We start from the raw sequence: 25,417 nt of genomic DNA on the forward strand, positions 1-25,417 counted from the left end.
GCGATGCTCAAGGCGCTTTTTTGCGCAAGATGCATCGTCCCTTTCGCGTTGCCTTACATTAAGGAAATCAACTGGCTGCCATATTGAAGCTGACCGCGGTTTTGCTGGCAAACCTTCAAATTAACCAAGGGATCGGGAAGTGTGGGATCACTCTGCAATGCCAATGTAAAAAATTCCTGGGCCTTGCCTGCATTCCCATGCTTCACCGCGATACATCCTAACGCATTGTAGATCATGGCCTTCAGCTTCTGGCTTTTGGCCAGCGGGAGTATCCAGTGAAAATGAAGATGCGCTTCTTTGGTTTCCTCCAGATATAAATGTGCCATGGCCAGATACATCCGGGCCAGAAGACTGTCCGGATATTGACGGATAACCAGAGAAAATTGCTGGGCGGCCTGACGGTACATTAATAACCGGAAATATCCCTGTCCGCGTACAAAGGCGCTTAACTCCATTTCAGGTGTCTGCTCCGAAAATAAGGTGGAAGGCACCTCGGCATGCTGGCGAAACTCGCCCATCTTTTCCTCAAAAGATAACCACTCATCAATAATTCCATCACTCATGGTTTTAAGCATATTCCACTTTTGTATCAGCTGATGCTTTTGGGCCTCCTGCGCCGTCGGGTAATGTTTCATGATCTCATCTAACATGTGGTTCATTTCCGCGAATACATGTTGGAACATGGCTGCATCCCACCCTTAACCAAAAATGAAATCAGTGCGGTCACCTGCATTCATTTTTTGTAGATACAGCCCATTTCATTCCTCGATCGACCTGCCATTCCTTGTCTTTACCCGAGTGGCGCCAATCCTTAAATAATGGTAGCGTGCACTTCCTTATTCATGGTCGTCTTAGGCTGATTCGATTCGTTAACGAACACAACCGTAGGCTTGTGATTCTTGATTTCATCATTCGACATCATGGCATAAGAAATTATAATGACGGTATCACCAGGCTGAACCATACGCGCTGCTGCGCCATTGAGACAGATCACGCCGCTGCCCCGGGGTCCAGGAATAACATAAGTTTCAAGGCGTGCACCATTGTTATTGTCCACAATTTGCACTTTTTCGTTCTCCAGAAGATCAGCAGCTTCCATCAAATCTTCATCAATGGTAATGCTGCCAACATAATTCAGATTGGCTTCCGTTACGGTGGCACGGTGTATTTTTGATTTCATCATCGTTCTAAACATGGTCTTATGCTCCCTTCGGGTATAACAGACAGTTATCGATCAAACGGGTTTTGCCAAATTTCACAGCAAGAGCCATCAGAACAGGTTCACCATTTTCTAATACGCCTGCTTCATCCTCCAGAAGTGAAAGCTCTGGAAAAGCTACAACTTCTACGTAATCAATCACTGCCAGTGAAGATTTACTGATGTTGCTCACCAAAAGATCTCTTGCCTCTCTTGCTGTCCGAATCTCCCTCTTCTCCAGGGCCGCCTGTGCCTTACGCAGTGACTGGGAAAGCACAAGGGCCTGTGAGCGTTCTTCAGGGCTCAGGTAAACATTACGTGAGCTAAGTGCCAGACCGTCCTCCTCACGGATGATCGGACAAGGAACGATTTCGACATTAAAGTTCAGATCAAAGACCATTTGCTCAATGACCGCCACCTGCTGCGCATCCTTCATGCCAAAAAAAGCATAATTCGGCTGAACGATATGGAAGAGCTTGCTAACAACTGTCGTTACGCCGTCAAAATGCCCCGGACGCGAAGCTCCACACAAACCAGAGGTTACTTCTGAGACAGCAATTCGCGTCTTCGCAGCTTTGGGATACATGGTCTCAACTGAGGGCAGGAATACCAGATCAGCTCCTGCACCCTCCGCGGCTGCCAAATCCCTTTCTTCATCACGTGGATAGGTTTCAAAGTCCTCTCCGGGTCCAAATTGGATAGGATTGACGAAAATGCTGACTACCACGATATCCGATTTTTCTTTGGCAGCTTGGATCAAACTGGCATGGCCCTGATGCAAATACCCCATTGTAGGTACCAGGCCGACGGTAGTTTTATTTAAAGAGGACTTTAATTCCTCAATTTGTGCTCTTAGTTCTGTAATTGTTCTTACAGCTTTCATGCGTTGTTCACCTTTTCCCGGCCTTTACCGTATAAGTTTTCCACAACTTGATCCTCTGCAGTAAACACATGACTCTCATCCGGAAAAGAACGTTCCTTCACTTCTTTGACGTATTGAGCGAGCCCTTCTCGGATCAAGGTTCCGGCATCACCGAATGTTTTCACAAATTTTTTGCTGCGGTACGGGGAAGCATATTGAAAAATATCATGGAATACAAGCACTTGGCCATCAACACCGCGACCGGCACCGATCCCAATCGTTGGAATGGATAACTGGGACGTGATGAATTCAGCTACCTGCTCCGTTACCAGTTCCAAAACAACGCCAAAAGCTCCTGCCTGCTCCAATGCCTTGGCATCATCCAGCAGACGCTGCGCGTCCTTTTCATCCTTCCCTTGAATCCGGTAGCCGCCAATCTGATTCACCGACTGCGGTGTAAGACCGATATGTCCGAGTACAGGAACACCGGCTCCGACAATCGTTTCAACTGCTGCGCAGATCTCTCTCCCGCCCTCCATCTTGACGGCTTGAGCATGACCTTCCTGCATCAGCTTTCGCACATTGCGCAGTGTTTCATCAATGCTTCCGTGATATGTCATAAAAGGCATGTCCGCGACAATAAAGGTATTCCCTGCTCCACGTACAACGGAGCGTGTATGATATACCATATCCTCAATCGTAACCGGAAGTGTCGAGTCGTATCCAAGCACAACATTTCCAAGTGAATCGCCGACCAGGATCATATCCACGCCTGCTTCCTCAGCCAGACGCGCGGTAGGGTAATCATAAGCGGTGACCATACTGAGCGCGCTGCCCTCCTGTTTCATTTTTTTCATTTTCACAATGTTTAGCGGATGTTTAACTGCCATTTTTTGCAGCCCCTTCCATTTCGGAATATTTTGAAAAACAAAAAAACCTTTTAGTAATTTCACTAAAAAGTTCCGAAAGGGCAAAAAAGAGTCACTTGCGATCGTCCCTTCTGTCTCGGTCCCTTCGGCTCAGAGCAGAATCCAACGTAGCGGCGTCTTGCTTTATGAATGCTACATGTCTTTCACTTGCACAGGCAGAGTGCAGTTCGGTCACGCCGATACCGCCTCTACATGTCAGTATAACAAAAACATCTATCGAAGTACATTCAAATCAGCATGGGCCACGTTTTATGCGGAAGTTTTTTTCTTACGATATATTATATCTTAGCAAATCCTGTGGATGATTTCAGCGTTTAAGTTCGACATCTCCGGAAAAAATAGACACATGCTGTCCCTCGCCGGTTGCGACCAGCAGCGCCCCGCTAAGATCCAGCTTCTCCGCAGTACCTATGACAGCTCCACGGGCTGTATTAACGGTCACGGACTTCCCTAAAGTAACGGATAATGCTTCCCAAAGCGATGCGATCGGTCCGAAGCCTTCCTGCTGATACAGGGCATAAAGCACCTCAAACTCTTCCAGAACAGCCGCGATAAGAGCCACTCGATCAACCTCTTCACCGGCTTCGATCTTAAGTGAGGTGGCAACATCGGTCAGCGCTTCCGGATAATCCTGCGGATCCAGATTAACGCTAATACCAATTCCGGCAATGCAATAGCGCACATACTCATCCTCTGCTGCGGATTCCAGCAAAATACCGCTGATCTTCCGCCCATTCACCAACAGGTCATTAGGCCATTTCAGCCCGGCCATAACTCCTGTCGTTCTGCGTACTGCCCGGCAGACGGCAACTCCGGTCATCAATGTCATCTGCGGCATGTAATGCATCGGCTGTTTGGGTCTCAGTACCAGGCTCATCCAAATTCCTTTGCCTTTAGGTGAGTGCCATTTACGTCCCATTCTTCCTTTACCGCCGGTCTGTTCTTCCGCAATCACAAGAGTCCCTTCAGGTGCATCCTCTTCGGCCAATAACTTGGCCTCCTCTTGTGTGGATACGGTAGAATCTATGATCTTCACCTTTTGACCCATTGTCTTTGTCTTCAGAGCTTTGGTCAACGATAGCGTATCAAGCCGCTCGGGCTTGCGCAGGATCCGGTAACCTTTATGGGGCACAGCCTCAAATTCGTAACCCGCTTCCCGGAGTTTATTGATCTGTTTCCAAACGGCCGTTCTGCTAACAGACAGCCTGCGGCTGATCTCTTCGCCGGATATAAACTCCTGCGGGTTCTCAAGCAGCAAATCCAGAAGTGTTTCCTTCTCACTCATGTCATCATCACCCGTTTCACTTCATCAATTAATATCTCTCTGTCATTGGGCAGAATTCGAGAAGCTACTTTAACCAGCAGGATGCCAAGTATCTCTCCGACCCATGGACCGCCTCTGCGTCCGGAGAGATCCATCAGATCCCTCCCCGTAACGGACAACTCGGATAAATGATAAATTCCCATCTCGCGGGTCCAAGCATGGCCGTTCTCCAATAGTTCAGGAGGGTAAATGCCTGGGTACCGTCGGGTAATGTAACCTGCCATGAATAGCCATCGTTCAGCCGTCTCTCTTCCATGTTGAAGCACCAATGAAATCCATTGTTCTTGATAAGGGATTTCCGTATTCATCGCTCCTACGGCCTCACCGACACTCAGAATCCCCGCTATTTGTTCCCGCATTGTATTCGCAAACGTCCATGAACGCAAGCCGTCATGTGCCCCTTGTGCGCTTAATCCACAGGCATAAAGGAGCATTGCCCAACGGATGACCACATTTTCGGGGGATATGTCATCAATCACCGATACCAAGTCTCGATCTGGTTCATATGTAAAAGGGATTTTTGCATCTTTCAGCAGCCCGCTCCGGTGAAGAAGTAGAAGTCCTCTGTATGGCGTACTGCCATCCATCAGCTTTTCAAGTTCTACCCGAAACCGTTCCATGGCAATATAACGGATACCCTCCCGCTCTTCAACCAGTCCTTTCCATGTGCGGTAAGCGATGCCAAATCCGAACACCGAGGCAAACCGGATACAGCGGACCATACGCAGAGCATCTTCCTGAAACCGAGTTCTCGCATTGCCCACGCAGCGGACAAGGCCTTTACTTAAATCCATTGTCCCTTCAAAGGGGTCGACAATCGTTCCATCAACCGCTCTTGCAATTGCATTAATCGTAAAATCTCTCCGTTTGAGATCTTCCTTCAAATCACGGACAAATTCGACCTCTGCAGGTCTTCTGTGATTTTCATAGGCTCCCTCAACTCGGTATGTCGTTACCTCATAAGCGAAAGATCCGCAAAGCACCGTAACCGTTCCATGTTTTATGCCTGTCGGTACAGTCCGCTCAAATACGGTCTCTACTTCTTCCGGTAATGCGGATGTAGTGATATCCATATCATGCACAGGTCTGCCCATGAGCTCATCTCTCACGCATCCGCCTACCCAGTAAGCTTCATGGCCACACTCAAGCAGCTTGGATACCACCGCTTCACTATGAAACGCCATATCTGCGTCAGCCTGTTTCCAAGTTACCAAAATATTTAACCTCCCGCCTACAGCTATTACCGCTTTGAATTAGCCGCAAACCGGATTAAGCTGCGGAACCTCACGTCCCAGTACGCGATAGTAAATTTGCTCATACTGCTGTGTGATGAGCCCATCAGCAAATTCACGGCAAGCTCTCTTCAAACATGCCTCCCGGAAATTCGCGGCAAGCGCCTCGTTTGACAGAAGCTGAATCGTGTAATCCGCCATGCGCTTCGTATCCCCGATTGGAGCCAAAAACCCGGTTTCCCCGTGTACGACAAGCTCAGGGATGCCACCGGCAAGTGAACCGACCGTTGGTACGCCGCAGGCCATCGCTTCAAGCGCAACGAGTCCGAAGCTCTCCTTCTCGGAAGGAAGCAGCAGCACATCCGCAAGCGAAATCACTTGTGCAATTTCATCCTGTTTTCCAAGGAAAAAGACTTTATCCTGCAGACCAAGCTCCTGAATTTTGCATTGTACCTTAGGCAAATCCGGACCTTCTCCAACAAATAAGAGCTTGGAAGGAACCTTCTCATTTACCTTCGCAAAAATCTCAACTACATCCCCCACCCGTTTTACGGGACGGAAATTGGAAATATGCATCAGTATTTTTTCATCGGGCTCAGCAAAATCGCTGCGGAGTGAGCTAGTGTCCCGCGGATAATAGATCCGTTTATCCACAAAATTATAGGTGAGGTCAATATCTCTGCTGATATCTAGAACATCACGCGTCTCGTTGATCAAATCCCGGGACACAGCAGTTACTGCATCGCTTTCATTAATGGCCAGCCGGATCAGGTCTTTTAAAGACTCATCCTGCGCCAGGACGGTAATATCCGTACCATGGAGTGTCGTCACAACCTTCAGTTGATCCCCCACCATTTGCTTGGCAAGAAACGCGCAGACAGCATGCGGAACCGCATAATGCACATGCAGAACATCCAGTTGCTGCATTTTCGCAACTTGAGCCATTTTCGTGGCTAATGACATATCGTACGGCGGGTAGCGGAATACATAATAATCGCTGACTTCCACCTCATGATAGAAAATATTCTTATGAAACGTTCCGCCCAAGCGAAATGGTATGCTATGTGCGATAAAATGGACCTGATGCCCTCTTTCAGCCAGCAGCTTCCCCAGCTCAGTCGCTACGACACCAGAACCGCCCAAAGACGGATAACATGTGATGCCAATTTTCAATTGTTGGCTCAATGTGACCCACTCCTTCCTTAAACATTCTTTATATGTTTATATTATTGTTCCCAAAGCGTTAAATAGCCAGAACTGATCTCCTGTTATCTCCAAAAGATCAGCCCTGACTTTTTTAATGGGAATCCTTCATGAATTTGTCCACAAGAAAAGGTGATCGTGCAGCAAAGCCTTCCGCATAGGGAACAAGCCTGCGTTGGCCGGTAAGCTTGTCCCGGGACCGCACACGTTCAATATACCCTTGATTCAGCGGGGTCGAAACGGCATCTTCCCCATCCTTGCTGCTTTCAAACTGTGAACGGTAGCACAGAAGGGATTGTTCCTTCTTCTCCTGCTGGGCCGTTATATCAACCATGAGGTCGGCTTTGCCCATATCATTAATGAAGTAAAAATAAAGCTGATCCACGAGCACCGCAGGCTTGTCCGGCATATAACGCCGAAGCTTCGCGTTAAAAACAGCTTCTTCTACAAGCTTGCTGCAGGCGACATGATCCGGATGCCGGTCCTCCCAATAGGGTGCAAACACGATTCGGGGCGCATGGAGGCGGATTTCTGCAGTGATTGCCTCAATATGCTCAGGAGTATTAAACAAACCGCGGTCAGGAAGTCCCAAATTGCTCCGCATCGTGAGCCCAAGAACTCCGGAAGCTGCTTCTGCTTCCTGCCGGCGCCGCTCAACGGTACCGTTAGAAGACATTTCAGCAAATGTTAAATCGCAAATCCCTACACGGTACCCGGCTTCTACATGCTTTAAGATTGTACCGCCCATACCAATTTCGGCATCATCCGCATGTGCTCCGAATACCAAAATATCTAGCGATTCACTCATATTTCAGCACCTGGTTTATATTTATGCACCAGCTCCCGCCAAGCGAAATCTCCGCGATCCAGTGCTTTGACTAAAATTTCCGCCGTTGCAATATTGGTCCCGAGCGGTATGCCCTGCACATCGCAAAGTCTCAATAGAGCATTAATGTCCGGTTCATGCGGCTGAGCCATCAGTGGATCACGCAGGAATATAATCAGATCCATTTCGTTTTCCGCGACAAGTGCTCCGATCTGCTGATCACCTCCGAGGGGGCCAGACATAAAACGGTGAATTTTCAAGTCTGTATTTTCCATGATCCGTTTCCCTGTCGTTCCAGTTGAATACAGTTCATGTCCTTCAAATACCTTTTCATAGGCCGTTACAAAATTGACCATCTCGTCTTTTTTACGGTCATGTGCAATAAATGCGATTTTCATCCTGTCCCACTCCTTTAGAAGCTACTCTATAAAGTGATCAAATCCGTAAACCATACCGGTATAGCTCATAACTTTTTCAATGGCCATCTTCACACCAGGCATATAACCTGCCCGTTCATAGGAATCATGGCGGATTTTCAATGTCTGGCCGAAACCGCCGAAAATCACTTCCTGCTGTGCAAATACGCCCGGAAGGCGGACACTATGAATGCGGAAGCCATTGTAATAGCCGCCCCTTGCACCATCAATTGTCTCTTCTTCCTTCGGATTGCCCTGACGAATTTCTTCGCGGTTCTGAGCAATCATCTCAGCTGTTTTAATCGCAGTTCCTGATGGGGCATCCAGCTTCTGGTCACCATGGAATTCCATGATCTCCAGATGAGGGAAATATTTGGCCGCCTGAGCAGCAAACTTCATCATAAGAATGGCGCCAATCGAAAAATTCGGTGCGATCAGTCCGCCAATCCCCTTACTTTGACACTGCTTGTCCAACTCTTCGATTTGTTCGGGAGTAAACCCGGTGGTGCCTACAACTGGCCGGATGCCAAGAGAGACAGCCAGCGCCGTGTTCGGATAAGCAAACTGAGGCGTTGTGAAGTCGACCAGGACATCCGGTTTTGTTTCCACTAAAGCAAGCTCAAGATCACTCGTCAGCTTGATTCCGCAAGCTGGCAAGCCTACTAATGTACCTGCGTCTGTGCCTTCCTGAGAGCGGTTCACAGCTGCTACCAGCTGAAGATTTGCATCCTCAAGTACAAGCTTAACGACCTCTATTCCCATTCTGCCGGCTGCACCGGCTACAGCAACTTTAATCTGATCTGACATCTGCTTTCCCCCGCCTTCCTGTACTATGTTCATCAATCATGTAAATATGTGCTTAATCGATTTTTAAGCTGAGCGAGCATATCCTGTAGTCCATGATCCTGCGGTTGAAGCGCTATGACCTCCTTCAACGAGGATATCGCCAATGCATGTTCATTCAGCTGGCTGTACGTTAAAGCAAGCCAAATATACGCCTCACCATACAGTGGATCGAGCCGCACAGCTTCCTTCAGCATGGATACTGTCTGGTATAAGTCACTTGCAGGTGCCACCTTACCGGAATCGATCATTTTTTTCGCATCCTGCACCAGCCTCATGGACTGCAAATGCTGTAGATAAAGCAAATATTCTGCTTTTTCCGGGTCCAGCTCACATGCTCTTTGCGCATGATCGAGCGCCTTCTCGAGCCTGCTGCTTCTGGCGTAGGTCACGGAGCAGCGATAATGAATTTCTGCGGATTCCGGATCCTCGGTTACAGCCGCTTCAAACCATTGTATGGCCCCTTCAAAATCATTCTGCAAAATGCAGTGATAGGCATTCCGGACGTATTGTTCGGATTTCATTATGCTGTACTCCCCCCTGTTATTACGGGCTATTGTACAGCATATGTATGACGGACTTATTCGGTGTCCTTTTTCGTCCACCGGTTCGCGTCACGAGTATTAAATTTATGCATGACCTTGTCATGCGCTTCGGCCAGATTAATACCCAAGGAATTGGCAAAGCATATCGTTATGAACAATATATCCCCTAGCTCAAGCTCGATCGAATTATCTTCCTCAGAGGCCTTTTTCGGCTTTTCTCCGAAGCTGTGATTCACCTCTCGCGCCAGCTCGCCGACTTCTTCCGACATTCGCGCCAGCATGGACAGAGGACTGAAATACCCTTCTTTAAACTGGGAGATATACTGGTCAACTTCCCTCTGCATTTCAGCCAAAGACTTCTCCATCTTGATGACCTTCCCCCTTTTTAGCTGTATCCCTTTACCGGATAAATCCGGTATTAGTTTACTCCATATGTTATCGCAAAGCAGAATTGAAAACAAATCTTTTTTAAATCTGAAGGGAAAAAGGTATACTAAGAATGGAGCGAAGAACAAATTCTTCCTACTTTTAGCTATGCGAGGGGTATCATGAGTTCATCTAAATGGTTCGTACAAATGAAAATGGTATTGCCGATTATACTCGGGGCTGCGATTTATGCTTTTGGACTGCTCTACTTCATTATCCCCAATCAGTTAATGGAAGGCGGTGTGACCGGTGTCACCGTGCTTCTCAACTATGCTTTTTCCATACCGCCCGCGCTCTCTACATTGATTCTTAACATTCCGCTGTTTTTGCTCGGGTGGAAAATACTGGGATCAAAGCAGATGGTATATACCGGCGTAGGTATCGCTTCACTGACGTTTTTTTTATGGCTGTTTGAAAAAATGATTAACGCAGGGTGGATTTCGCCCTTTCAAACGGAACGGGATTATATCCTTGCCTCTCTCTATGCCGGTGTGACACTAGGTGTAGGACTGGGTATCGTCTTCCGATTTGGCGGAACGACTGGCGGTTCAGATATCGTGGCGCGAATATGCAACCGGAAATTCGGCTGGAGTATGGGTCAGGTTATTCTGGGCATCGATATCATCATAATAGGTGCTTCCCTTTTCTTTATCCCGAGAGAAAAAATTCTCTATACATTTGTAGCCGTCTTCATCTCGTCTAAGGTCATAGATTTCATACAAGAAGGGGCTTACGCTGCCAAAGCCTTTACGATCATCAGTGATCATGCGCCTGAAATTGCCGATCTGATCACGGTAGAGATGGAACGGGGAGTTACGCTCATTCCTGCGATTGGCGCCTACTCCAAACAGGCCAAGCATATGGCCTACTGTGTTGTCGCCAGGCATGAAATACGCAGATTAAATGGGATTGTCAAATCCATAGATCCACGTGCATTTGTCATTATTAATGACGTCCATGATGTACTGGGAGAAGGATTCAAGGAAACTTAAAACCGATCTCAATCAAAAAAAAATCTCCTCTGGATTTTATGTTCAGAGGAGATTTTTTTGAATTAAATAATCAAAACACCAAACTCCACTGACGCTTGATCGATCCCTGATCCCGCAAGTAAAACTTCCGTAAACATGATCGGTCTTCTGTATGCATCGTTAGTGTTCTTACCACTTCGGTGTCACCTTTTTAAAACTGTCCCGCTCTCCCCGATATTTCCGGTATGCTGTATATGTGAGAATGACGAGGATAAAAGCACCCGCCCATATCGCCCAAGGCCATGGCCCGTTGACTTGGTCCAAAGGAGCAAGAGCCGGTGAATCCTTTTTCTTGCCAAACAGACCGTTGAAAATTTCCTCGCCTATCTCAATACTTCTCTGCATTTCTCCCGGTTTGGGTGTCACTGCGTTGACTAATCCTCCCGCATAGGAAAGCCATGAGTCCACCATCGTTACGTCAGCAGGCTTGCGTTGTATGATTACAGCCGGACGTATGATTTCATAATGTTCCTGGAGACGCTCGTATGCCTGTTTTGCGGCTAGAAAATCACCCTTATCGGTGTTAGCCCCCATTTGAGTGAGTTCTTCACGAATCAGCTTGTAATACTGAAGCCACAAGGCCTGCTTCGGATTGTTTATACTGTCAGCCGCCATTCTCAGCTTGGCCGATGCTGCAAGCCAATGTTTCGGATCCAGCTGAACCCTGGCAACGGCTTCTTTCATTTCGATGATACTCTCCGATAGGGCATGTATACCTTCAACAGTAGTCAGTTTTTGCAAAGAGGAATTCTCGAATATAGAATCAACCTCTTGAAGATCCTTATTGACGAGATTGGTATCTCCTTCGAGAACATGCTGATACAACCGCTCAACAGTCTGGCTAAGCGCTTCCGCCTGCTTAACAGCCTCTGCTGGCTTTCCGGAATCCTGGTTACCACCAAGAGCGTTTATCTTAGCAGGCTGCATAGTCATGCATAGAGCCGCCAGAAATATAAATAACCATGGTTTAAGTTTAAATAATCGTTTGCTCCGCCGCATAGGACATCCCTCCTACCGTAAATGTATGGCAGAAGGGATGACTGTAGAACAAGCTATATGTTTTTGCGTTTGGCAAGCCTTAGAAAGACCCAGGCCAGAAGTACACTGAAGACAGTCAATCCTAAAGTAAAATACTGAACTCCGAGGAGATCATCCTGCAGTTCATTAGGAAGCCAAGGAAACACACCATATGTATAATCCACAATATCATTCAGGAAGGTCCATGCCGCAGCCGGAATCAGCATAATAGCTCCAAAGCGGAAGAAACGAACAAACAGCAGCGCTTCTACAGCCATCGCAAGATGCGATGCCACCAGCATCCAATCCTGCCATACCAGATGATCCCCTTGTGCGGCTCCGGCAAAAATAATGCTTACCGCCCATATCCCATATTTAACAGAAGTGACGACTGCCAGTGATTCCATCAGAAAACTGAATCCCTTCAGTGCCTGCGACTTCGGAGGATACAATAAAAAGAGAACACCGATCGTGAAAAAAAGACTGGCCGTTGGACTGTCCGGAACAAAAATGACCTGCCAAATGGCATTATGGGCGATGGTATATTCCATCTGTTCACCGTACCACATATAACCATATATAGTTCCGGCCAGATTACACCAAAACAGCAGCCATAAAACAAAACGGTTAGTCAGCAATGCACGGCTCCAAAAAAAAGAAATGGACATGATCGTCCCTCCTACATGAAGAGCTTTAAAATTAATCCCTGTGTTATCCTATACTCCCAAAAAAACCTGACCGCTTTCACGATCAGGTTTTTGGTAAGTATATTCGGCTTATTTTGCTTCAGCCTTTTGTTTGGAAAGCCAGTCTGCCAAATTATCAACGTCTTTGTCGGTCAAGCCTGCAGCAATTGCACTATCGTACATCGCAGGCATTTTACCTTCATAGCCCTCTTTGATAATTTTCAGAATGTCATCTTTACTATGTTTGTCACCGACACCGCGAAGCGATGGACCGCTAGCACCCTTCATATCAGCAGCGTGGCAAGAAATACAGCCCGCTTTTTTGAAGGATTCCATGGCTGGGTTTTCCTTATCTACAATAGCAATTTCTTTTTGCTGATTGCCGCTTGTCGTAGGAAGACCTTTAGCCTTGTTCTCAGCAGCTTTTTCTTCACGCTGAATGTTCTCAGGAATTTGACCCGTTTCAGCCATCTCATCCTTGTAATGAGTCCAAGCGCTGTTGGTCAAATATACAACCGCGATCAGAGAAAGAATCATTAATGACGATGCAATCGGTCTGCGATTGAAACGACGTTCTTTACCTGTATCCAGGAATGGAGCCAGAAGCAGTGAGCCGAAAGCCACGCCGCTTACGCCGATCGTACCAAGAACGATATAACTTCCGGAAGCGTATGGAAGCTTCAGGTACTGATACAAGAACAAGAAGTACCAGTCCGGCATCGGAATAATGGACGCACTCGGATTCGCAGGGAACCATAGTGGAGCAGGTTCTGCGATGGTAAGTACCAGGAACCCTACAAGGACAACAACACCAACCATCCATTCTTTCAAAAGAAAGTTAGGGATGAACGCTTCCGATTTGCCCGGAAACGCAGTGTAATCCGGAGGAGTTATAAATCCGCCGCCTCTTTTAACACGGGAATCGCCTACATATACAACTTTTTCTTTTGAATCTTTTCCATGTGCCATCGATATTCCTCCCTTCTTATTATAGTGGACCGGAAATGCCCTGTCTGCGGATCATGATAAAGTGTCCCACGATCAGTACGAGCAATACGGCTGGGAGGAAGAATACATGCAGTGCGAAGAAGCGCGTTAGCGTCTCTGCACCTACAATGGTTCCGCCCTGCAGGAATTCCTTGATAATTGGCCCAAGCCATGGAACGGAATTCGCAATTTCCAGGGTAACCTTTGTAGCAAAGTAAGCTTTGTTATCCCAAGGAAGCAGATAGCCTGTAAGGCCCAGACCCAGCATAACAAAGAAAAGAAGCATACCAACAACCCAGTTCATTTCACGAGGTGCTTTGTAAGAACCTGTGAAGAACACGCGCATGGTGTGCAGGAACATCATTACGATAACTAAGCTCGCGCCCCAGTGATGCATACCGCGTACGATTTGGCCAAAGGCCACTTGCGTTTGCAGGTATTCAACACTGTTATAAGCGTTGATGATGTCCGGTACATAATACATGGTCAGGAACATTCCTGACAGGATTTGAATGACCGTGATAAAAAACGTCAATCCGCCAAAGCAGTATACGAATGCGGAGAAATGATGCGCCGGGTTAACATGCTCAGGCACTTCATGGTCAGCAACGTCTCTCCAAATCGGCGTGACATCAAGACGTTCATCAATCCAGTTGTAAACATTCTTAAACATCCGAATCTACGCCTCCTATTTCACTTCAGTATTTGGCTCCAGTTGTCCCAAGTATACCCAACCGTCTTTTTGTTGCAATTTGTACGTGTCGAGTGGTTTTGGGGCTACAGCCAAGTTCTTGCCGAGTTTGGTGTAACGTGCGCCGTGGCATGGGCAGTGATACTCATCCGGGAAATTTTTATCATTGTTCCAGCCGACTGTACAGCCCAAGTGCTTACAGATCGGGGACAGCGCGTAGATTTTCCCTTTTTCATCCTTACGGATCCAAGCTGTTAACGTAGCTTTGCTCGCATACCATCCATCCTGCTGAGGGAGTTCAAAAGTGAATTCCTGAGGCTCGTCCGTAATTTTGTTTACTTCCACGACCTTAATGAATTCGCCTTCACCTTTTTTATGCAGAATCGGATCAACTGCAAACCGCACCATAGGCAGGACAGGGCCCATTGCCATAAATGCGCTTGCACCACCTAAAGTATAAGCCAGAAATTGTCGACGGGACATTTCTTTACGCCCGGGTGGTTTTCCAGATGGTTCATGGTGGTCATTTTGGTTGCTCATAATGTCTTCAACCCCCTTTGTCAACCAATTCTTTAAGTGCTTTCAATGATTATTATCACACGACTTACTAGGACATAATAATAATATATTAGCCTTATAAGACCGTCAAGAATATCCAGATCTTTTTATCATATAGATGAAGATTTACCCAAATAAATTGTTGAATTTCTGTCACATTTACGTCAGAAGGACAGGATTCCATAAAATTTGGATTTTTGCCTGTATAGCAGCCGCAAGTTCCTTCCCTTCCAGCTCCTTCATCTCAGACCGTGAAAGAATAAGATCTGCTTCCGTTAAATCCTCTGATTGAAGTAAATTGTCTGATGACATGACGATTACATATTTAAATCCTGTACTTTTCACATTTCGGCATATTTCATTCAAAAGTGACATTTCTTGCTGCAATCCATACTGGAAAGCCGGATATGTAATTATTCTGCCCTTATACGGAATCTCAACCAGATCCATGAAATCCCGCAGCCGCTCCAAAGCTGCGGTGGCCTGCATCGGATTCTCCTTGCCGGCAAGTCCGGTATAGGGGATAAGGCAGGTGTCGAAATAGGGCTGCAGCTCCGGCCAGGAAGCCTCGTCCACTTCACTGAACTTCATTACTTTCATCCTTCCATCATTTTTCTCCATTATATTTCATATTATGCCAAGACTGAAGTAAAAAAAGAAATGCAGATGTCTTTCAATTCATTTATATCTGTTATTTAATAAATGAATTGCAGCGAACTGCATTTCTTTTCAGTTATATTTTCAGTTCAGCAACCTCAGTTCATCCGTAAGATTGCGGAAAGCCGATTCGTCTCCGGAGGCCAGCGCCCGATCAATTTCTCGGTAAAGCTCCTCGCTCCGGTGTTTGCGCAATGCTTCGTCCCATACCATTTCAGCCGCCAGCCCCAACATGACTTCATACGTAACTTTCATTTTATCCATAGGATGCACCTCCAAGCTTTTGTTTAGAACATCCTATACTCCTTCCCCTTCTCCACATAATTTTGAGTCGTTCGGTACATTCTTTGCAAATCCGCCTCCGTTAATTCACGGACCACTCTCGCGGGAGACCCCAGGGAAAGGGTATAGGGTGGAATTTTTTTATTTTCAGTAACGATAGAACCTGCTCCTATTAAAGCATATTCTCCAATGTCAGCCCCGTTCAATACAATGGCCCCCATGCCGATTAATGTACCCTTACCTATCGTACATCCGTGAATGATGGCTGAATGTCCAACGGAAACATCATCGGCTAAGATCAGTGGCTCATCCGTATTCACATGCCCGACGGTTCCATCTTGAATATTGCAGCGTTCGCCAATGATAATCGGTGCCATGTCGCCTCTGAGAACTGCGTTGAACCAAACACTCGAGTCCATTCCCATTTGAACATCCCCGATAATCTTTGCTCCCTCGCCCACATAGACCGAAGGATGGAGCTTGGGCATATGCTGACCATAACGCAATAACATTTCTCATCACTCCTAACTTTGGGAGTGATTTTAACAACTCCGCTCAGGTCTTGTCAATGGATGCATGGAGCGTACCTCCACCCAAAACAGAGCTTTTGCCGGCAACCTTTTGCCCCCAGGCGGTCATTTGAACAACCATGCCCTGCTCAGGGCTTTCTCCAATCCGCAGCAATCCCAAATGAAGCATCATCCCAAGGATTCGCTCATTCAATATCGATTCTGCCGTATCGTAGTAGTATGGCTTAATCAGCCATCCTATAGCCTGATGCAAAGACGAAACCGTTACCCAGTCTTTAGTGCATTCGCTTGTCCAATATACCAGTGAGGAAAGGTTTGGCACGGCTTGTTTATAAAGTCTTAACCAGAAACGAAAAATTTGTACCATGCTCTCTTTCATTCCGCCTTCCAGAACCTCAGTTCCTTTAGCGGTTAAACGCAGCCTTAGTCCATCTTCCGAAATATATTCATGGTAGTATGCAAAATCGTACAGTAATGCAAACCGGCTTGGATAGGATCCGAATGTTCTGCCATAGCCAAAACGCCAACCACCCTTCAACACCAGCTGCTCTCTCACATGCAGCATCTCCATGATTTGCTGTTGATGACGTCGATACATCACTGACTCCTGATTAAGCTCGATATCCTGTTGATGCAAGTACCGGAGAAATAGTAACAGATCATCCGCGCATAAATTCTGTTCCTCCCGGTAAACAGGAGGCTCGCTTGTCCTGCTGATTTGTTTGCGGAGTGTCATCCCTAGCTCTGATCTAAACCTGTCCTTCAAATCATTAGGCATCTGGAACAAAAATCTCGTGTTTTGCGTCATTCCGTTAAACAGCCAACCGCTCCGTTTGTAGCGCGCAATTGCTTCTCTGGGACTTTCGGGCTTCTTCTTGCCCTTCTGCTCACCATCAAATGCCGTTTGCGCAATCATGGCCTGCAGCTCTTCTACGCTGTATGAATTGCGGTTATCAAACAAAAGGGTATTTAGAAAACGTAAATCCTTGGCCGAGCAGTTACTGACCTGTTGCTCAATGAATTCCCTGCGGCTTAGCATAACCAAAATGCTCTGGATCAGTTCATGCTTGGAATTCCGTTTGCATTCGCATTCATAATGCTCCGCAATGGTTGTCAGCTGGCCGATATCCGCGTATGTCAGCATATCCGCTAAATTCATCTCTGATCGCCTCGCCGTTTTAATACCATTATGGGAATTATTACAATTTTTATTCGGTAGAGACAAAAAAAATAACCCGAATGAGTTCGGGTTATTCCTTGTTTTCCAAGAGATGCCTTGTGCAATTATAGAGAAGCGGGACCCATTCCAGATCCGTTTTCTCAAGAATCGTTAAGGACAGATTACCTATCCTTTCCGTATAGCGTTCCTTATACAAGGAGCGGTAAAGCTGCGCCAAAAAGCCACCATGAGAAATGACTAGCATATTTTTGTCAGGATATGTATTCCACGTGTCTTCCATAAAAGCAAGACCCCGTGCCTGGATCTCTTCATCCTTTTCCTGACCGAGCTCCTGCAAATGCCAATCACGGCCCCATTTACTCTCCCTTTCGGAAAGTGTCAGGCCTTCCACCTGACCGAATGAACGCTCATTTAATCTCGGATCAGGCTCAAGTATGGGTATGTTCAGCTTCGAGGCTATAATTCTCCCGGTTTCCTCTGCTCGTGAAAGTCGGCTGCTGATCACAAAGTCCCATGTGTACTCCTCTGTAAGCAGCAGACGATCACCAAGAAGTTCTGCCTGTCTTCGGCCTTCCGTATTAAGTGGTATATCACTTTGCCCTTGAATTTTGCCCAGCATATTCCAGTCCGTCAACCCATGCCGGACTAAACCGATTCTCATATGTGAACCCACTTTCTATCTGCAGTTCAAGGAAGAACCGTTCTATTTTCGCATGTGACTTAATTTCCGTAGTGAAAACAAAGCCATTGCAACACCTAGCACCGACAGAATCATCCAGTATTGCGGATGAGTAGGACCCATCCCTACGACAAGTGGCTCAATAATCCCACTGTTTGCAGCGGGGATGTCGTAACTGAAACGATCCGATACCAAAGTCGCATGACCAGCAATTCCGGTTGGCAAAATGCCTGTGGCTGCATCCGCCGTTTCTTTCACATGAGGTTTATCCATTAGCATAAAGTATAGAAAGCTGCACAGAAAAACCATGACAAAGCCGGCTATCCAACGTGACAGATGCCTTCTGGCAACCGCAGGGACATCAAACGGTTTGCTTTGATCCGGGATTAGCCACGGGGATTCACGATAAATCCTGTCCATGACATTCCGGTTGATTTCCTCAGCACGCGCTTCGGATGGTTCATCCTGCAAATCCATAATGAAGCTGCTGCTCTCCAACCATAATTCAAACTCGGCCGCGCAGTCGCTGCATGTAGTCATATGCTCCTTCAGCAGCCGCAGTCTTGGATCATGCTCCTCCATATCCGATATCAGCCCGAATATTTCTTGAGCTTCATCGCAAGTCATCTGCTTTTCATCCCTTCGTATTGTTCATTGTAATTCTCATAAAAATACGGTTCCAGCTGTAATTTAACACTGGATCGGGCTCTAAACAGCAAGGATTTGACCGAGCTGACACTTTGTCCAAGAATATCTGCTATTTCCTGGTAGTCCAGCTGGTCGTACTCCCGAAGGATTAAGGCTGACCGCTGTTTCTCCGGCAAATTATTAATGGCCTCGCGGACAAGCTCCACTTTCTCATTACGCAGAATGGCTTGTTCCGGGGCAATCTCTGCCGGCGCTACCGGGGTAACCCCGCTTTCCTCCAAAGGGATATGTGCGCCTCTTTGCTTTCTCAGCTCACTAAGCACGGTATTCCGTGCAATCGTATACAGCCATGTCGAGAAAGAAGCATCTACTTCCCGGAATGAGTGCAGGCTGCGAAAAGCCTTATAGAATGTCTCGGAGCATAGGTCTTCTGCCATGAGCTCCATGTGGGAGCTTTTAAGCATATGATAAACAAAAGCCAATATTTTCCGCTGATAACGGCGCATTAATTCAGAGAAGAGCTCAACATTGCCCTCCTTGATTTCCCTAATCATCTGGGAATCCGTCATTTTTATGTAACCTCCTCGCCCGTACAAAAGCGTTTCCGTTCGATTCAGTTGTATATTAGTACCGAACAGGACTTGAAAAGTTGCGGTCGACTACTCGCGTTGGCGGTTTTCGTCAAGCAAACCTATGTATTGGTAATTTCACCAACGATTCTATAAAAATATCTTATTCATTGTACCATATTAATGTTTGATAGTCAGTTAAACCCTGCACATATTGCCGAATTTTGCTGGTACATAAAGATTTTTCCCATCATAAAAATATACTCAATATCCTATTAGACGAAACAAATCCTTAAAAAGTTACTAGAAAATACATATTTTTTCCGAGTCGTTTTTTAGAGGTACGTTAAGGCATTGTTTTCGGTGGAAAGTTCATTGTCTTGTCTACTTACCCACAAAAAAGACCACCATTCATGACGGCCCGTCTACCCCTATTTGAGCAACATCTTTCCAAACACCCTCGGCCGGTAATCCCGTAAAATTTGAGACTTCGTAACCCTTTCCTTCCTCCCATTGAAAAATACCGTGAAGATTTGTGATTTTGCTCCTTCATAGCAATCAGTTCACCATTTTCCAAACAGCCATTGACAATTCCTTCTAATTAAATTAATGTTTATGACGATATTGATAATCATTATCAGTTAAGCGTTTATCATCCATGCACGGTACTAGTGGATTGGAGGCGGATCATAGTTCGGCTATATTCGACAGTATTTCATTTTGGATAGGGTTGCTCTTATTTAAATAATTTGAAGGAGTACATAACTATGAAAAAGGCACTACTTCCACTTTTATTATGTTTTATCTTAATTTTAAGCGCCTGCGGTAAGCAATCAGCGGAAGACAAGGGGGCAGCGCCTAAATCCGCTGTAGATCCCGAAGACAAAACGATCACTTACCAATCCGAGGATGGTCCTGTCGAGGTTCCAGCTCATCCTGAGCGGGTCATTGTACTATCTACTTATGCCGGAAATGTAATTTCGCTGGGGGTAACTCTGGTGGGTGTGGATGTTTGGTCGAAAAAGAGTCCGATTTTTGAAAAGGACTTAAAGGCTGTTGCCGAAGTATCAGATGAGAATTTAGAGAAAATTATTGAACTCAATCCTGATTTAATTATTGGTTTATCCGGCTCGGATATTAAGAATCTCGACAAATTGAAGCAAATAGCTCCTACCGTTACTTTTACGTACGGGAAATTGGATTATTTAACACAGCATTTAGAGATCGGTAAGCTGCTTAATAAAGAGCAAGAGGCTATAGCCTGGGTGGATGATTTCAAACAGCGGACCGAAAAGTCCGGGGAGAAAATCAAGGCCAAAATTGGTGAGAATGCTACGGTTTCTGTGATTGAAAATGATGATAAACAGCTGTATGTTTTTGGAGACAACTGGGGTCGGGGCACAGAAATTCTGTATCAAAAAATGAAACTCAACATGCCGAGCAGGGTTAAAGAGGTAGCCTTGAAGAAGGGTTACTATGCGATTTCTTCTGAAGTATTGTCAGAGTTTGTAGGTGATTATGTGATTTTCAGCAAGGACAGAGAGGGTGACACTTCATTTGCATTCCAGGAAACATCGACATACAAAAATATTCCGGCTGTGAAGAATCATCATGTATTCGAAGTCAATGCGAGAGCGTTTTATTTTAGCGACCCCATAAGTCTTGACTATCAATTGAAATTCTTTGAACAAAGCTTTCTGGGTGAGTAGCGAACTGCCCGTTTGTTGAATAAAGGCAGCCGATTATGTTGAGATCGGCTGCCTTCTTGTTTTTATTGAGCTATCGCTTCACGTTAGGTTATCGCCAGCACCCTGTCTAAACTTTATTATTACGCTCTAGTTCTTTATTGTTCAGTACTTCATTTTATCGAATATCAACAAATCTTTTGCATTTCCCCACCCCATGCGTTATTGTTTTTATATTGACAAATTTGCAGGTCTATATAAGGAGGTTAACACGCTATGTGCCCCCGTACCAAAGCACAAAATGAGCTCATACGCATGCAGCGCAGAGAACTGATTCTGGACGTCGCCGCGCGCTCCTACTTTCGCACGGGCGGCAGCTTTGATATTCGCGACGTCGCCCGCGAGGCAGGTCTTGGTTACGGCACAGTATACCATTATTACCCCAATCGGCATTTATTAATAGAAGATGTGCTAGGAAGCGGCTTCGAACGATGTGAGCAAGTTATCGCACAATGGGCGAACATCAGCGGCAGCCCCCCGGATGACTCTCCGTTGTTGACGTATTGTAAAGCGCTGCTCCGGCTGTGGCAATCGGATGCCCGCGCATATCTCGTCTACAAAATGGCGGCGGAACATTATGCAGGCTTGCCTGAAAGGGATCGGCACCACGCCAAAAGAAAATTTATGGAACGGCTGTACGTTCCACTCCAAACGATCGCCCAGTGCGAAGACGACAGCGTCGACCATATGCTTGCCGTGCTGGTCGGTTGCTGTGGGCTACACTACTATGCGGGCAATTCCGACCTGGACGTCGAACGAATCGCCCGACTCGCTATGCAAGCTATTACGAAGGAGTCCTGATACGAACATGGTCATTTTAAAAAGCAAGCATGAAATTGAGGCTATCCGCAAAGCATGCCAAGTGGTGGCTGAATGCCATCGTACAATCGCCCCGCTTATCCAACCGGGGATTACCACCAACGAGATTGAGCGTATATTCGAGGACATTATGTTGAAGCACGGCGCAAAGCCATACCAGAAAGGCTATAAGGGCTATCAATATGCGACCTGTGCCTCCGCCAACGATGTGATCGCACATGGCTTCCCTAGCAATAAGCCACTTGAGGAAGGCGATATCGTGACGATCGACACGGTCGCTGAGCTCGATGGATGGCTCGGCGATTCGGCCTGGAGTTATGCGGTCGGGCAGATCTCGCCGACGGCCGAGAAGTTGATGCGTGTCACGAAGGAATGTCTTGACCTGGGCATCGAGCAGGCGCAGCCCGGCAATCGACTCGGCGACGTGACGAGTGCGATTCAGCGGCATGCGGAATCACACGGTTTCGGCGTTGTGCGCGACCTTCTCGCCCACGGCATCGGCCGCGACCTGCATGAAGAGCCGACTTATATGCATGTCGGCAAGCCTGGAAAAGGCCTCCGTATCAAAGAAGGTATGGTGTTCACGATTGAGCCCATGATCACCGAAGGCTCCTACTTCATGACAATCGATCCGGACGGCTGGACCGCACGGACGATGGACAACAAGCTCGCCGCCCAATACGAGCATACGATCGCCATCACGGCTGAGGGTCCACAAATTTTGACCGCGCAATAGAAAAAAAGAGGTCGACCAACGAAATGGTCGACCTCTTTTTTTCGTATTCGGCATAGCATCTTTCTTTATATTTTTTCATTCCACAACTTTATTGGCCTAGTCTATGTAGTGTAGTGCTAAGGAGAAAGAAAATAAGTCCATCACTTTGATTTGGAGGTTAAATCATTTCCAATTAGTAAAGGGATAGGCTCTCTTTGGCATTAAGCAAGGCAGTGTAAGGTATTTGTGACTACAAAAAATCATCGTCCGCTAACTCATCTGCCTGGCGTTCATAATCTTCTACATTAGCTGGGATCTTTAATCTTATTTTATCGACATCAAGGATTACTCCCATTTTGCTCGCATGTTTGAACGTCTCAGGCCTTGCTACCGGAACCTATGATATCGCGATTGCGATCATTGATCCGGAAACGAATAAGCCTGGCGTGGACTTTGCGAATACAAACCGGCTGACAGATGGCTCATTCAAGTTGAGCAGTGTGACGAAGTAAACGCCGTGACATGAAAAGAGCAGGAATAAGGGCACAGTACCCTTTGTTCCTGCTCTTTCTTTTATTGAATAATAACTATCGTCAGCTGAACACAACTATCAATAAGTTCCAGCCTCTCTCCCCTAAACGGGAGACACAGGTATCATTTGATTGCGTTCCATCAGAATCCACAACTCTTCGACCAATTCTTCTGCGGGGTAAGACTCGGAAGAGGTAATCCACCATTCAATCATGCCTGCCATTGCGGAAGCGAGGAATTGAAGCATAATCTCCTTGTTCCTTCCCTGGTTGATGCCACTCATATCGATCTGTTTATCCAATCCTCGAAGCAGAGCAGCCTGCAAGCGGGTTCGAAATTCCGGGACGCTTTGATCAGCCAGCACTGCATCATAGAATGGGGCATGCTCTCTCAGATACCGAAAACTGTGCAGCAAAGCTTCTTTGGAAGGAAAAATGCCAGTAACTCCGCAGAAGAGACTGCTCTCGATCAGCTCCACCAAGTGGGATTTAATACACTGATCCAGCAAGTCGAACTTGTCCATAAAATGCAGATACACCGTTCCGCGACTTACATTGGCCCGCTCAGCGATTTGATTAATCGTGATTTGCTCAAAATTTTTCTCGGACAGCAGTTTAATAAATGCCTCTATAATCGATTCACGTGATTTTAGTATTCTTCTATCCATGCTTACTCCTTTTTGATCAAACAGAGATTGAACAATACCGTAAAATGTGTTCAATATTGTACATATTCCATTGTTTTAACAATTGTTCCCCAATCCCATCATAAGTACAATCAATTATATTGAACGGCTATGAACAAATCAACCAACAGCCAGCAATACCGAATGGAGGACGACAATGATGAAAGCAGTAGTGATAGAGAATTATGGTGGCTCGGAAGTTTTTGCGGAGAAGGAGTGCGATATACCACATATTCGTGATACACAGGTGCTCGTGGAGATGAGGGCGACCACGGTATCCTCAGCAGATCAACTGATCAGGAGTGGAACATTCCGTCAATTCATGCCCACCCAATTCCCTCATGTTCTTGGAGTCGACATCGCTGGTATCGTCGTGGCTACTGGAAAAAAGGTTACTCGTGTACAAACCGGGGAACGCGTTCTTGCAGTGTCACGTACAGGCGGGGGCTACGCTGAATATGTCGCTGTGGAAGAATGCGATCTTGCTGTGATACCGCAGTCTCTTTCCGATGCAGAAGCCGCTTCGCTCTCTGCTTCCGGCATGACGGCCTGGCTATCCCTATTTCACTATGGCAAGCTGCAGCCGGGTCAGCGTATTCTGATCCACGCCGGTGCAGGTGGCGTAGGACATCTCGCCATACAATTAGCCAAACAGCATGGAGCTTATGTGATTACCACAGCTCAGGCACATAATCATCCCTTTGTTCTTCAGCTCGGTGCCGACGAAGTGATTGATTATACAACAACCGACTTTGCGGAGACTCTGAGTCCTGTTGATGTCGTGCTGGATATGGTTCGTGACCCAGATGTCGATAAAGTTACGGGAATCGGATTAACAGAACTGAAGAATTACAACATTTTAAAGGATAATGGGACGTTCATCTCTCTTGTAAATCCGGCGATTGCGAAACACCCTCTCATCCGTGGGATTGATGCCCAGTTTGCCTTGATCACCCCGGGTGCGGGTGACTGGGAAGCGTTTATTCAATGGATTCAGACGAATAAGCTCGACATACATGTGGACCACGTATTCCCCTTTACCGGCCAAGGTGTAGCCGAAGCTCATGAATATTACGATACCCGGAATAAGAGAGGCAAATTAGTCATTCAGAGGGACTCTATTCACAGATAATCCATCGTTAGAAATCTTACTACGTCTAGGATGATCGAATTGTGCAATCGGACAGGTGTTAGGACGGCACCATTCCGCGATTGCCAGAGAGCGGCTATGCGTGGGTGAAGATAGCATGTACACGGCGGAGCATTCCCACTGGGCCTACATCGCACGCCTAATGTCCAGTAGACCTGTAGGAAGGGGCTTTCTTTATAAAAACTTGCTGCTATTTATGGTAAGGTTCACCGTGTTTGATCTTAAACAAAACTGCCCGTTAGTTCAATAAAAGGACGCTCCCATGCCTTCGCTTGGGCTACGTCCTCCCCCCTACATTCCATCTTCAATATTTAACTAAAGAACGTATGCGGGTAGCATCTAATGCTTAAAAGGAACCTTATCTTAATCAAAGCACTAAGAAAACACTTTATTTTCTAGTCTAAAACTGAATTTTATTATCTTTTGACAACAAGTCCCACATGTTCGCGTATG

The 25,417-nt window shown here is 46.5% G+C and carries 31 protein-coding genes; 6 read left to right on the forward strand and 25 right to left on the reverse strand.

The features are described 5' to 3' along the window. Positions 1-53: 53 nt before the first annotated feature. The 12 genes from E6W40_RS14820 to E6W40_RS14875 form a co-directional block, all read right to left on the reverse strand. Positions 54-683, reverse strand: coding sequence for a tetratricopeptide repeat protein (locus E6W40_RS14820; RefSeq protein WP_136606154.1), 630 nt, complete (start codon positions 681-683; stop codon positions 54-56). 128 nt (positions 684-811) lie between these two features. Next, a complete protein-coding gene (panD, locus tag E6W40_RS14825) occupies positions 812-1,195 on the reverse strand; it encodes an aspartate 1-decarboxylase (protein WP_136606155.1) in 384 nt (127 codons plus the stop codon). Between the two features lie 4 nt (positions 1,196-1,199). Further along, a complete protein-coding gene (gene panC, locus E6W40_RS14830; protein ID WP_136606156.1) occupies positions 1,200-2,081 on the reverse strand; it encodes a pantoate--beta-alanine ligase in 882 nt (293 codons plus the stop codon). Continuing rightward, positions 2,078-2,950: a 3-methyl-2-oxobutanoate hydroxymethyltransferase gene (gene panB, locus E6W40_RS14835; RefSeq protein WP_136606157.1), complete on the reverse strand. Its 873-nt coding sequence runs from the start codon at positions 2,948-2,950 to the stop codon at positions 2,078-2,080. Before panB ends, panC begins: the two co-directional genes overlap by 4 nt. Positions 2,951-3,296: 346 nt before the next feature. Then, positions 3,297-4,274, reverse strand: a complete 978-nt coding sequence (locus E6W40_RS14840) for a biotin--[acetyl-CoA-carboxylase] ligase (protein ID WP_136606158.1) — start codon at positions 4,272-4,274, stop codon at positions 3,297-3,299. Then, entirely contained in the window at positions 4,271-5,527 is a 1,257-nt protein-coding gene (locus E6W40_RS14845; RefSeq protein ID WP_246073016.1) for a CCA tRNA nucleotidyltransferase, read from the reverse strand. The genes E6W40_RS14840 and E6W40_RS14845 overlap by 4 nt, the downstream gene beginning before the upstream one ends. A gap of 39 nt (positions 5,528-5,566) precedes the next feature. Continuing rightward, entirely contained in the window at positions 5,567-6,730 is a 1,164-nt protein-coding gene (bshA, locus tag E6W40_RS14850) for an N-acetyl-alpha-D-glucosaminyl L-malate synthase BshA (protein ID WP_136606159.1), read from the reverse strand. Between the two features lie 112 nt (positions 6,731-6,842). After that, positions 6,843-7,556: a bacillithiol biosynthesis deacetylase BshB1 gene (gene bshB1, locus E6W40_RS14855; RefSeq protein WP_136606160.1), complete on the reverse strand. Its 714-nt coding sequence runs from the start codon at positions 7,554-7,556 to the stop codon at positions 6,843-6,845. Then, positions 7,553-7,972 carry a methylglyoxal synthase gene (mgsA, locus tag E6W40_RS14860; RefSeq protein ID WP_136606161.1) on the reverse strand — a complete coding sequence of 140 codons (420 nt, stop codon included), beginning with the start codon at positions 7,970-7,972 and terminating at the stop codon, positions 7,553-7,555. The genes bshB1 and mgsA overlap by 4 nt, the downstream gene beginning before the upstream one ends. A 21-nt stretch (positions 7,973-7,993) precedes the next feature. Continuing rightward, positions 7,994-8,797 carry a 4-hydroxy-tetrahydrodipicolinate reductase gene (gene dapB / locus E6W40_RS14865; RefSeq protein WP_136606162.1) on the reverse strand — a complete coding sequence of 268 codons (804 nt, stop codon included), beginning with the start codon at positions 8,795-8,797 and terminating at the stop codon, positions 7,994-7,996. A 32-nt stretch (positions 8,798-8,829) separates the two neighbouring features. Next, a complete protein-coding gene (locus tag E6W40_RS14870) occupies positions 8,830-9,357 on the reverse strand; it encodes a tetratricopeptide repeat protein (RefSeq protein ID WP_136606163.1) in 528 nt (175 codons plus the stop codon). Between the two features lie 56 nt (positions 9,358-9,413). Next, entirely contained in the window at positions 9,414-9,743 is a 330-nt protein-coding gene (locus E6W40_RS14875) for a nucleotide pyrophosphohydrolase (protein WP_136606164.1), read from the reverse strand. 183 nt (positions 9,744-9,926) lie between these two features. Here E6W40_RS14875 and E6W40_RS14880 point away from each other — a divergent pair, with 183 nt between their 5' ends. Then, positions 9,927-10,796 carry a YitT family protein gene (locus tag E6W40_RS14880; protein WP_136606165.1) on the forward strand — a complete coding sequence of 290 codons (870 nt, stop codon included), beginning with the start codon at positions 9,927-9,929 and terminating at the stop codon, positions 10,794-10,796. Between the two features lie 168 nt (positions 10,797-10,964). Here E6W40_RS14880 and E6W40_RS14885 read toward each other — a convergent pair whose 3' ends face one another. The 12 genes from E6W40_RS14885 to E6W40_RS14940 all read right to left on the reverse strand — a co-directional run bounded on the left by E6W40_RS14885 (position 10,965) and on the right by E6W40_RS14940 (position 19,319). Continuing rightward, positions 10,965-11,834 (reverse strand): sporulation protein YpjB, encoded by an 870-nt coding sequence (locus tag E6W40_RS14885; RefSeq protein WP_136606166.1) that lies wholly within the window; start codon positions 11,832-11,834, stop codon positions 10,965-10,967. 53 nt (positions 11,835-11,887) lie between these two features. Beyond that, positions 11,888-12,520: a DUF1405 domain-containing protein gene (locus E6W40_RS14890; protein ID WP_136606167.1), complete on the reverse strand. Its 633-nt coding sequence runs from the start codon at positions 12,518-12,520 to the stop codon at positions 11,888-11,890. A 108-nt stretch (positions 12,521-12,628) separates the two neighbouring features. Next, entirely contained in the window at positions 12,629-13,507 is an 879-nt protein-coding gene (locus tag E6W40_RS14895) for a c-type cytochrome (protein WP_136606168.1), read from the reverse strand. A 19-nt stretch (positions 13,508-13,526) separates the two neighbouring features. Then, positions 13,527-14,198: a menaquinol-cytochrome c reductase cytochrome b subunit gene (qcrB, locus tag E6W40_RS14900; protein WP_127607180.1), complete on the reverse strand. Its 672-nt coding sequence runs from the start codon at positions 14,196-14,198 to the stop codon at positions 13,527-13,529. A 15-nt stretch (positions 14,199-14,213) separates the two neighbouring features. Beyond that, positions 14,214-14,756 carry a Rieske (2Fe-2S) protein gene (locus E6W40_RS14905; protein ID WP_211147009.1) on the reverse strand — a complete coding sequence of 181 codons (543 nt, stop codon included), beginning with the start codon at positions 14,754-14,756 and terminating at the stop codon, positions 14,214-14,216. 177 nt (positions 14,757-14,933) lie between these two features. Continuing rightward, complete coding sequence (locus E6W40_RS14910; RefSeq protein WP_136606169.1) at positions 14,934-15,365, reverse strand: DUF2487 family protein; 432 nt, start codon at positions 15,363-15,365, stop codon at positions 14,934-14,936. Positions 15,366-15,515: 150 nt separating this feature from the next. After that, complete coding sequence (locus tag E6W40_RS14915; protein WP_136606170.1) at positions 15,516-15,695, reverse strand: IDEAL domain-containing protein; 180 nt, start codon at positions 15,693-15,695, stop codon at positions 15,516-15,518. Between the two features lie 23 nt (positions 15,696-15,718). Next, a complete protein-coding gene (locus tag E6W40_RS14920; RefSeq protein WP_136606171.1) occupies positions 15,719-16,225 on the reverse strand; it encodes a gamma carbonic anhydrase family protein in 507 nt (168 codons plus the stop codon). 43 nt (positions 16,226-16,268) lie between these two features. After that, positions 16,269-17,402, reverse strand: a complete 1,134-nt coding sequence (locus tag E6W40_RS14925; protein WP_136606172.1) for a hypothetical protein — start codon at positions 17,400-17,402, stop codon at positions 16,269-16,271. A 91-nt stretch (positions 17,403-17,493) separates the two neighbouring features. Beyond that, positions 17,494-18,084, reverse strand: coding sequence for a histidine phosphatase family protein (locus tag E6W40_RS14930; RefSeq protein WP_136606173.1), 591 nt, complete (start codon positions 18,082-18,084; stop codon positions 17,494-17,496). A 42-nt stretch (positions 18,085-18,126) separates the two neighbouring features. Then, entirely contained in the window at positions 18,127-18,729 is a 603-nt protein-coding gene (locus E6W40_RS14935) for an anti-sigma factor (RefSeq protein WP_136606174.1), read from the reverse strand. Continuing rightward, positions 18,726-19,319 (reverse strand): RNA polymerase sigma factor, encoded by a 594-nt coding sequence (locus E6W40_RS14940; RefSeq protein WP_136606175.1) that lies wholly within the window; start codon positions 19,317-19,319, stop codon positions 18,726-18,728. Before E6W40_RS14940 ends, E6W40_RS14935 begins: the two co-directional genes overlap by 4 nt. Positions 19,320-20,086: 767 nt before the next feature. Here E6W40_RS14940 and E6W40_RS14945 point away from each other — a divergent pair. From E6W40_RS14945 to E6W40_RS29515, 4 genes are all read left to right on the forward strand, one after another. Continuing rightward, positions 20,087-21,028 (forward strand): iron-hydroxamate ABC transporter substrate-binding protein, encoded by a 942-nt coding sequence (locus E6W40_RS14945; protein ID WP_136606176.1) that lies wholly within the window; start codon positions 20,087-20,089, stop codon positions 21,026-21,028. Positions 21,029-21,319: 291 nt separating this feature from the next. Further along, on the forward strand, positions 21,320-21,865 hold the full coding sequence (locus E6W40_RS14950; protein ID WP_246073017.1) for a TetR/AcrR family transcriptional regulator: 546 nt from the start codon (positions 21,320-21,322) through the stop codon (positions 21,863-21,865). A gap of 7 nt (positions 21,866-21,872) precedes the next feature. Further along, the gene (map, locus tag E6W40_RS14955; RefSeq protein WP_136606178.1) at positions 21,873-22,619 is read left to right on the forward strand and encodes a type I methionyl aminopeptidase; all 747 of its coding nucleotides are present in this window, start codon (positions 21,873-21,875) and stop codon (positions 22,617-22,619) included. A gap of 335 nt (positions 22,620-22,954) precedes the next feature. Next, entirely contained in the window at positions 22,955-23,110 is a 156-nt protein-coding gene (locus E6W40_RS29515) for a hypothetical protein (RefSeq protein WP_168928939.1), read from the forward strand. Positions 23,111-23,232: 122 nt separating this feature from the next. Here the strand turns inward: E6W40_RS29515 and E6W40_RS14965 are convergent, their stop codons facing one another. Beyond that, positions 23,233-23,796 (reverse strand): TetR/AcrR family transcriptional regulator, encoded by a 564-nt coding sequence (locus E6W40_RS14965; RefSeq protein WP_136606179.1) that lies wholly within the window; start codon positions 23,794-23,796, stop codon positions 23,233-23,235. Positions 23,797-23,971: 175 nt separating this feature from the next. On the opposite strand from E6W40_RS14965, the gene E6W40_RS14970 reads away from it, so the two are divergent. Continuing rightward, positions 23,972-24,946: an NADP-dependent oxidoreductase gene (locus E6W40_RS14970; RefSeq protein WP_246073018.1), complete on the forward strand. Its 975-nt coding sequence runs from the start codon at positions 23,972-23,974 to the stop codon at positions 24,944-24,946. Positions 24,947-25,417: the final 471 nt, after the last annotated feature.

Source organism: Paenibacillus dokdonensis, assembly GCF_004916975.1.
Classification (GTDB): domain Bacteria; phylum Bacillota; class Bacilli; order Paenibacillales; family Paenibacillaceae; genus Paenibacillus_AQ; species Paenibacillus_AQ dokdonensis.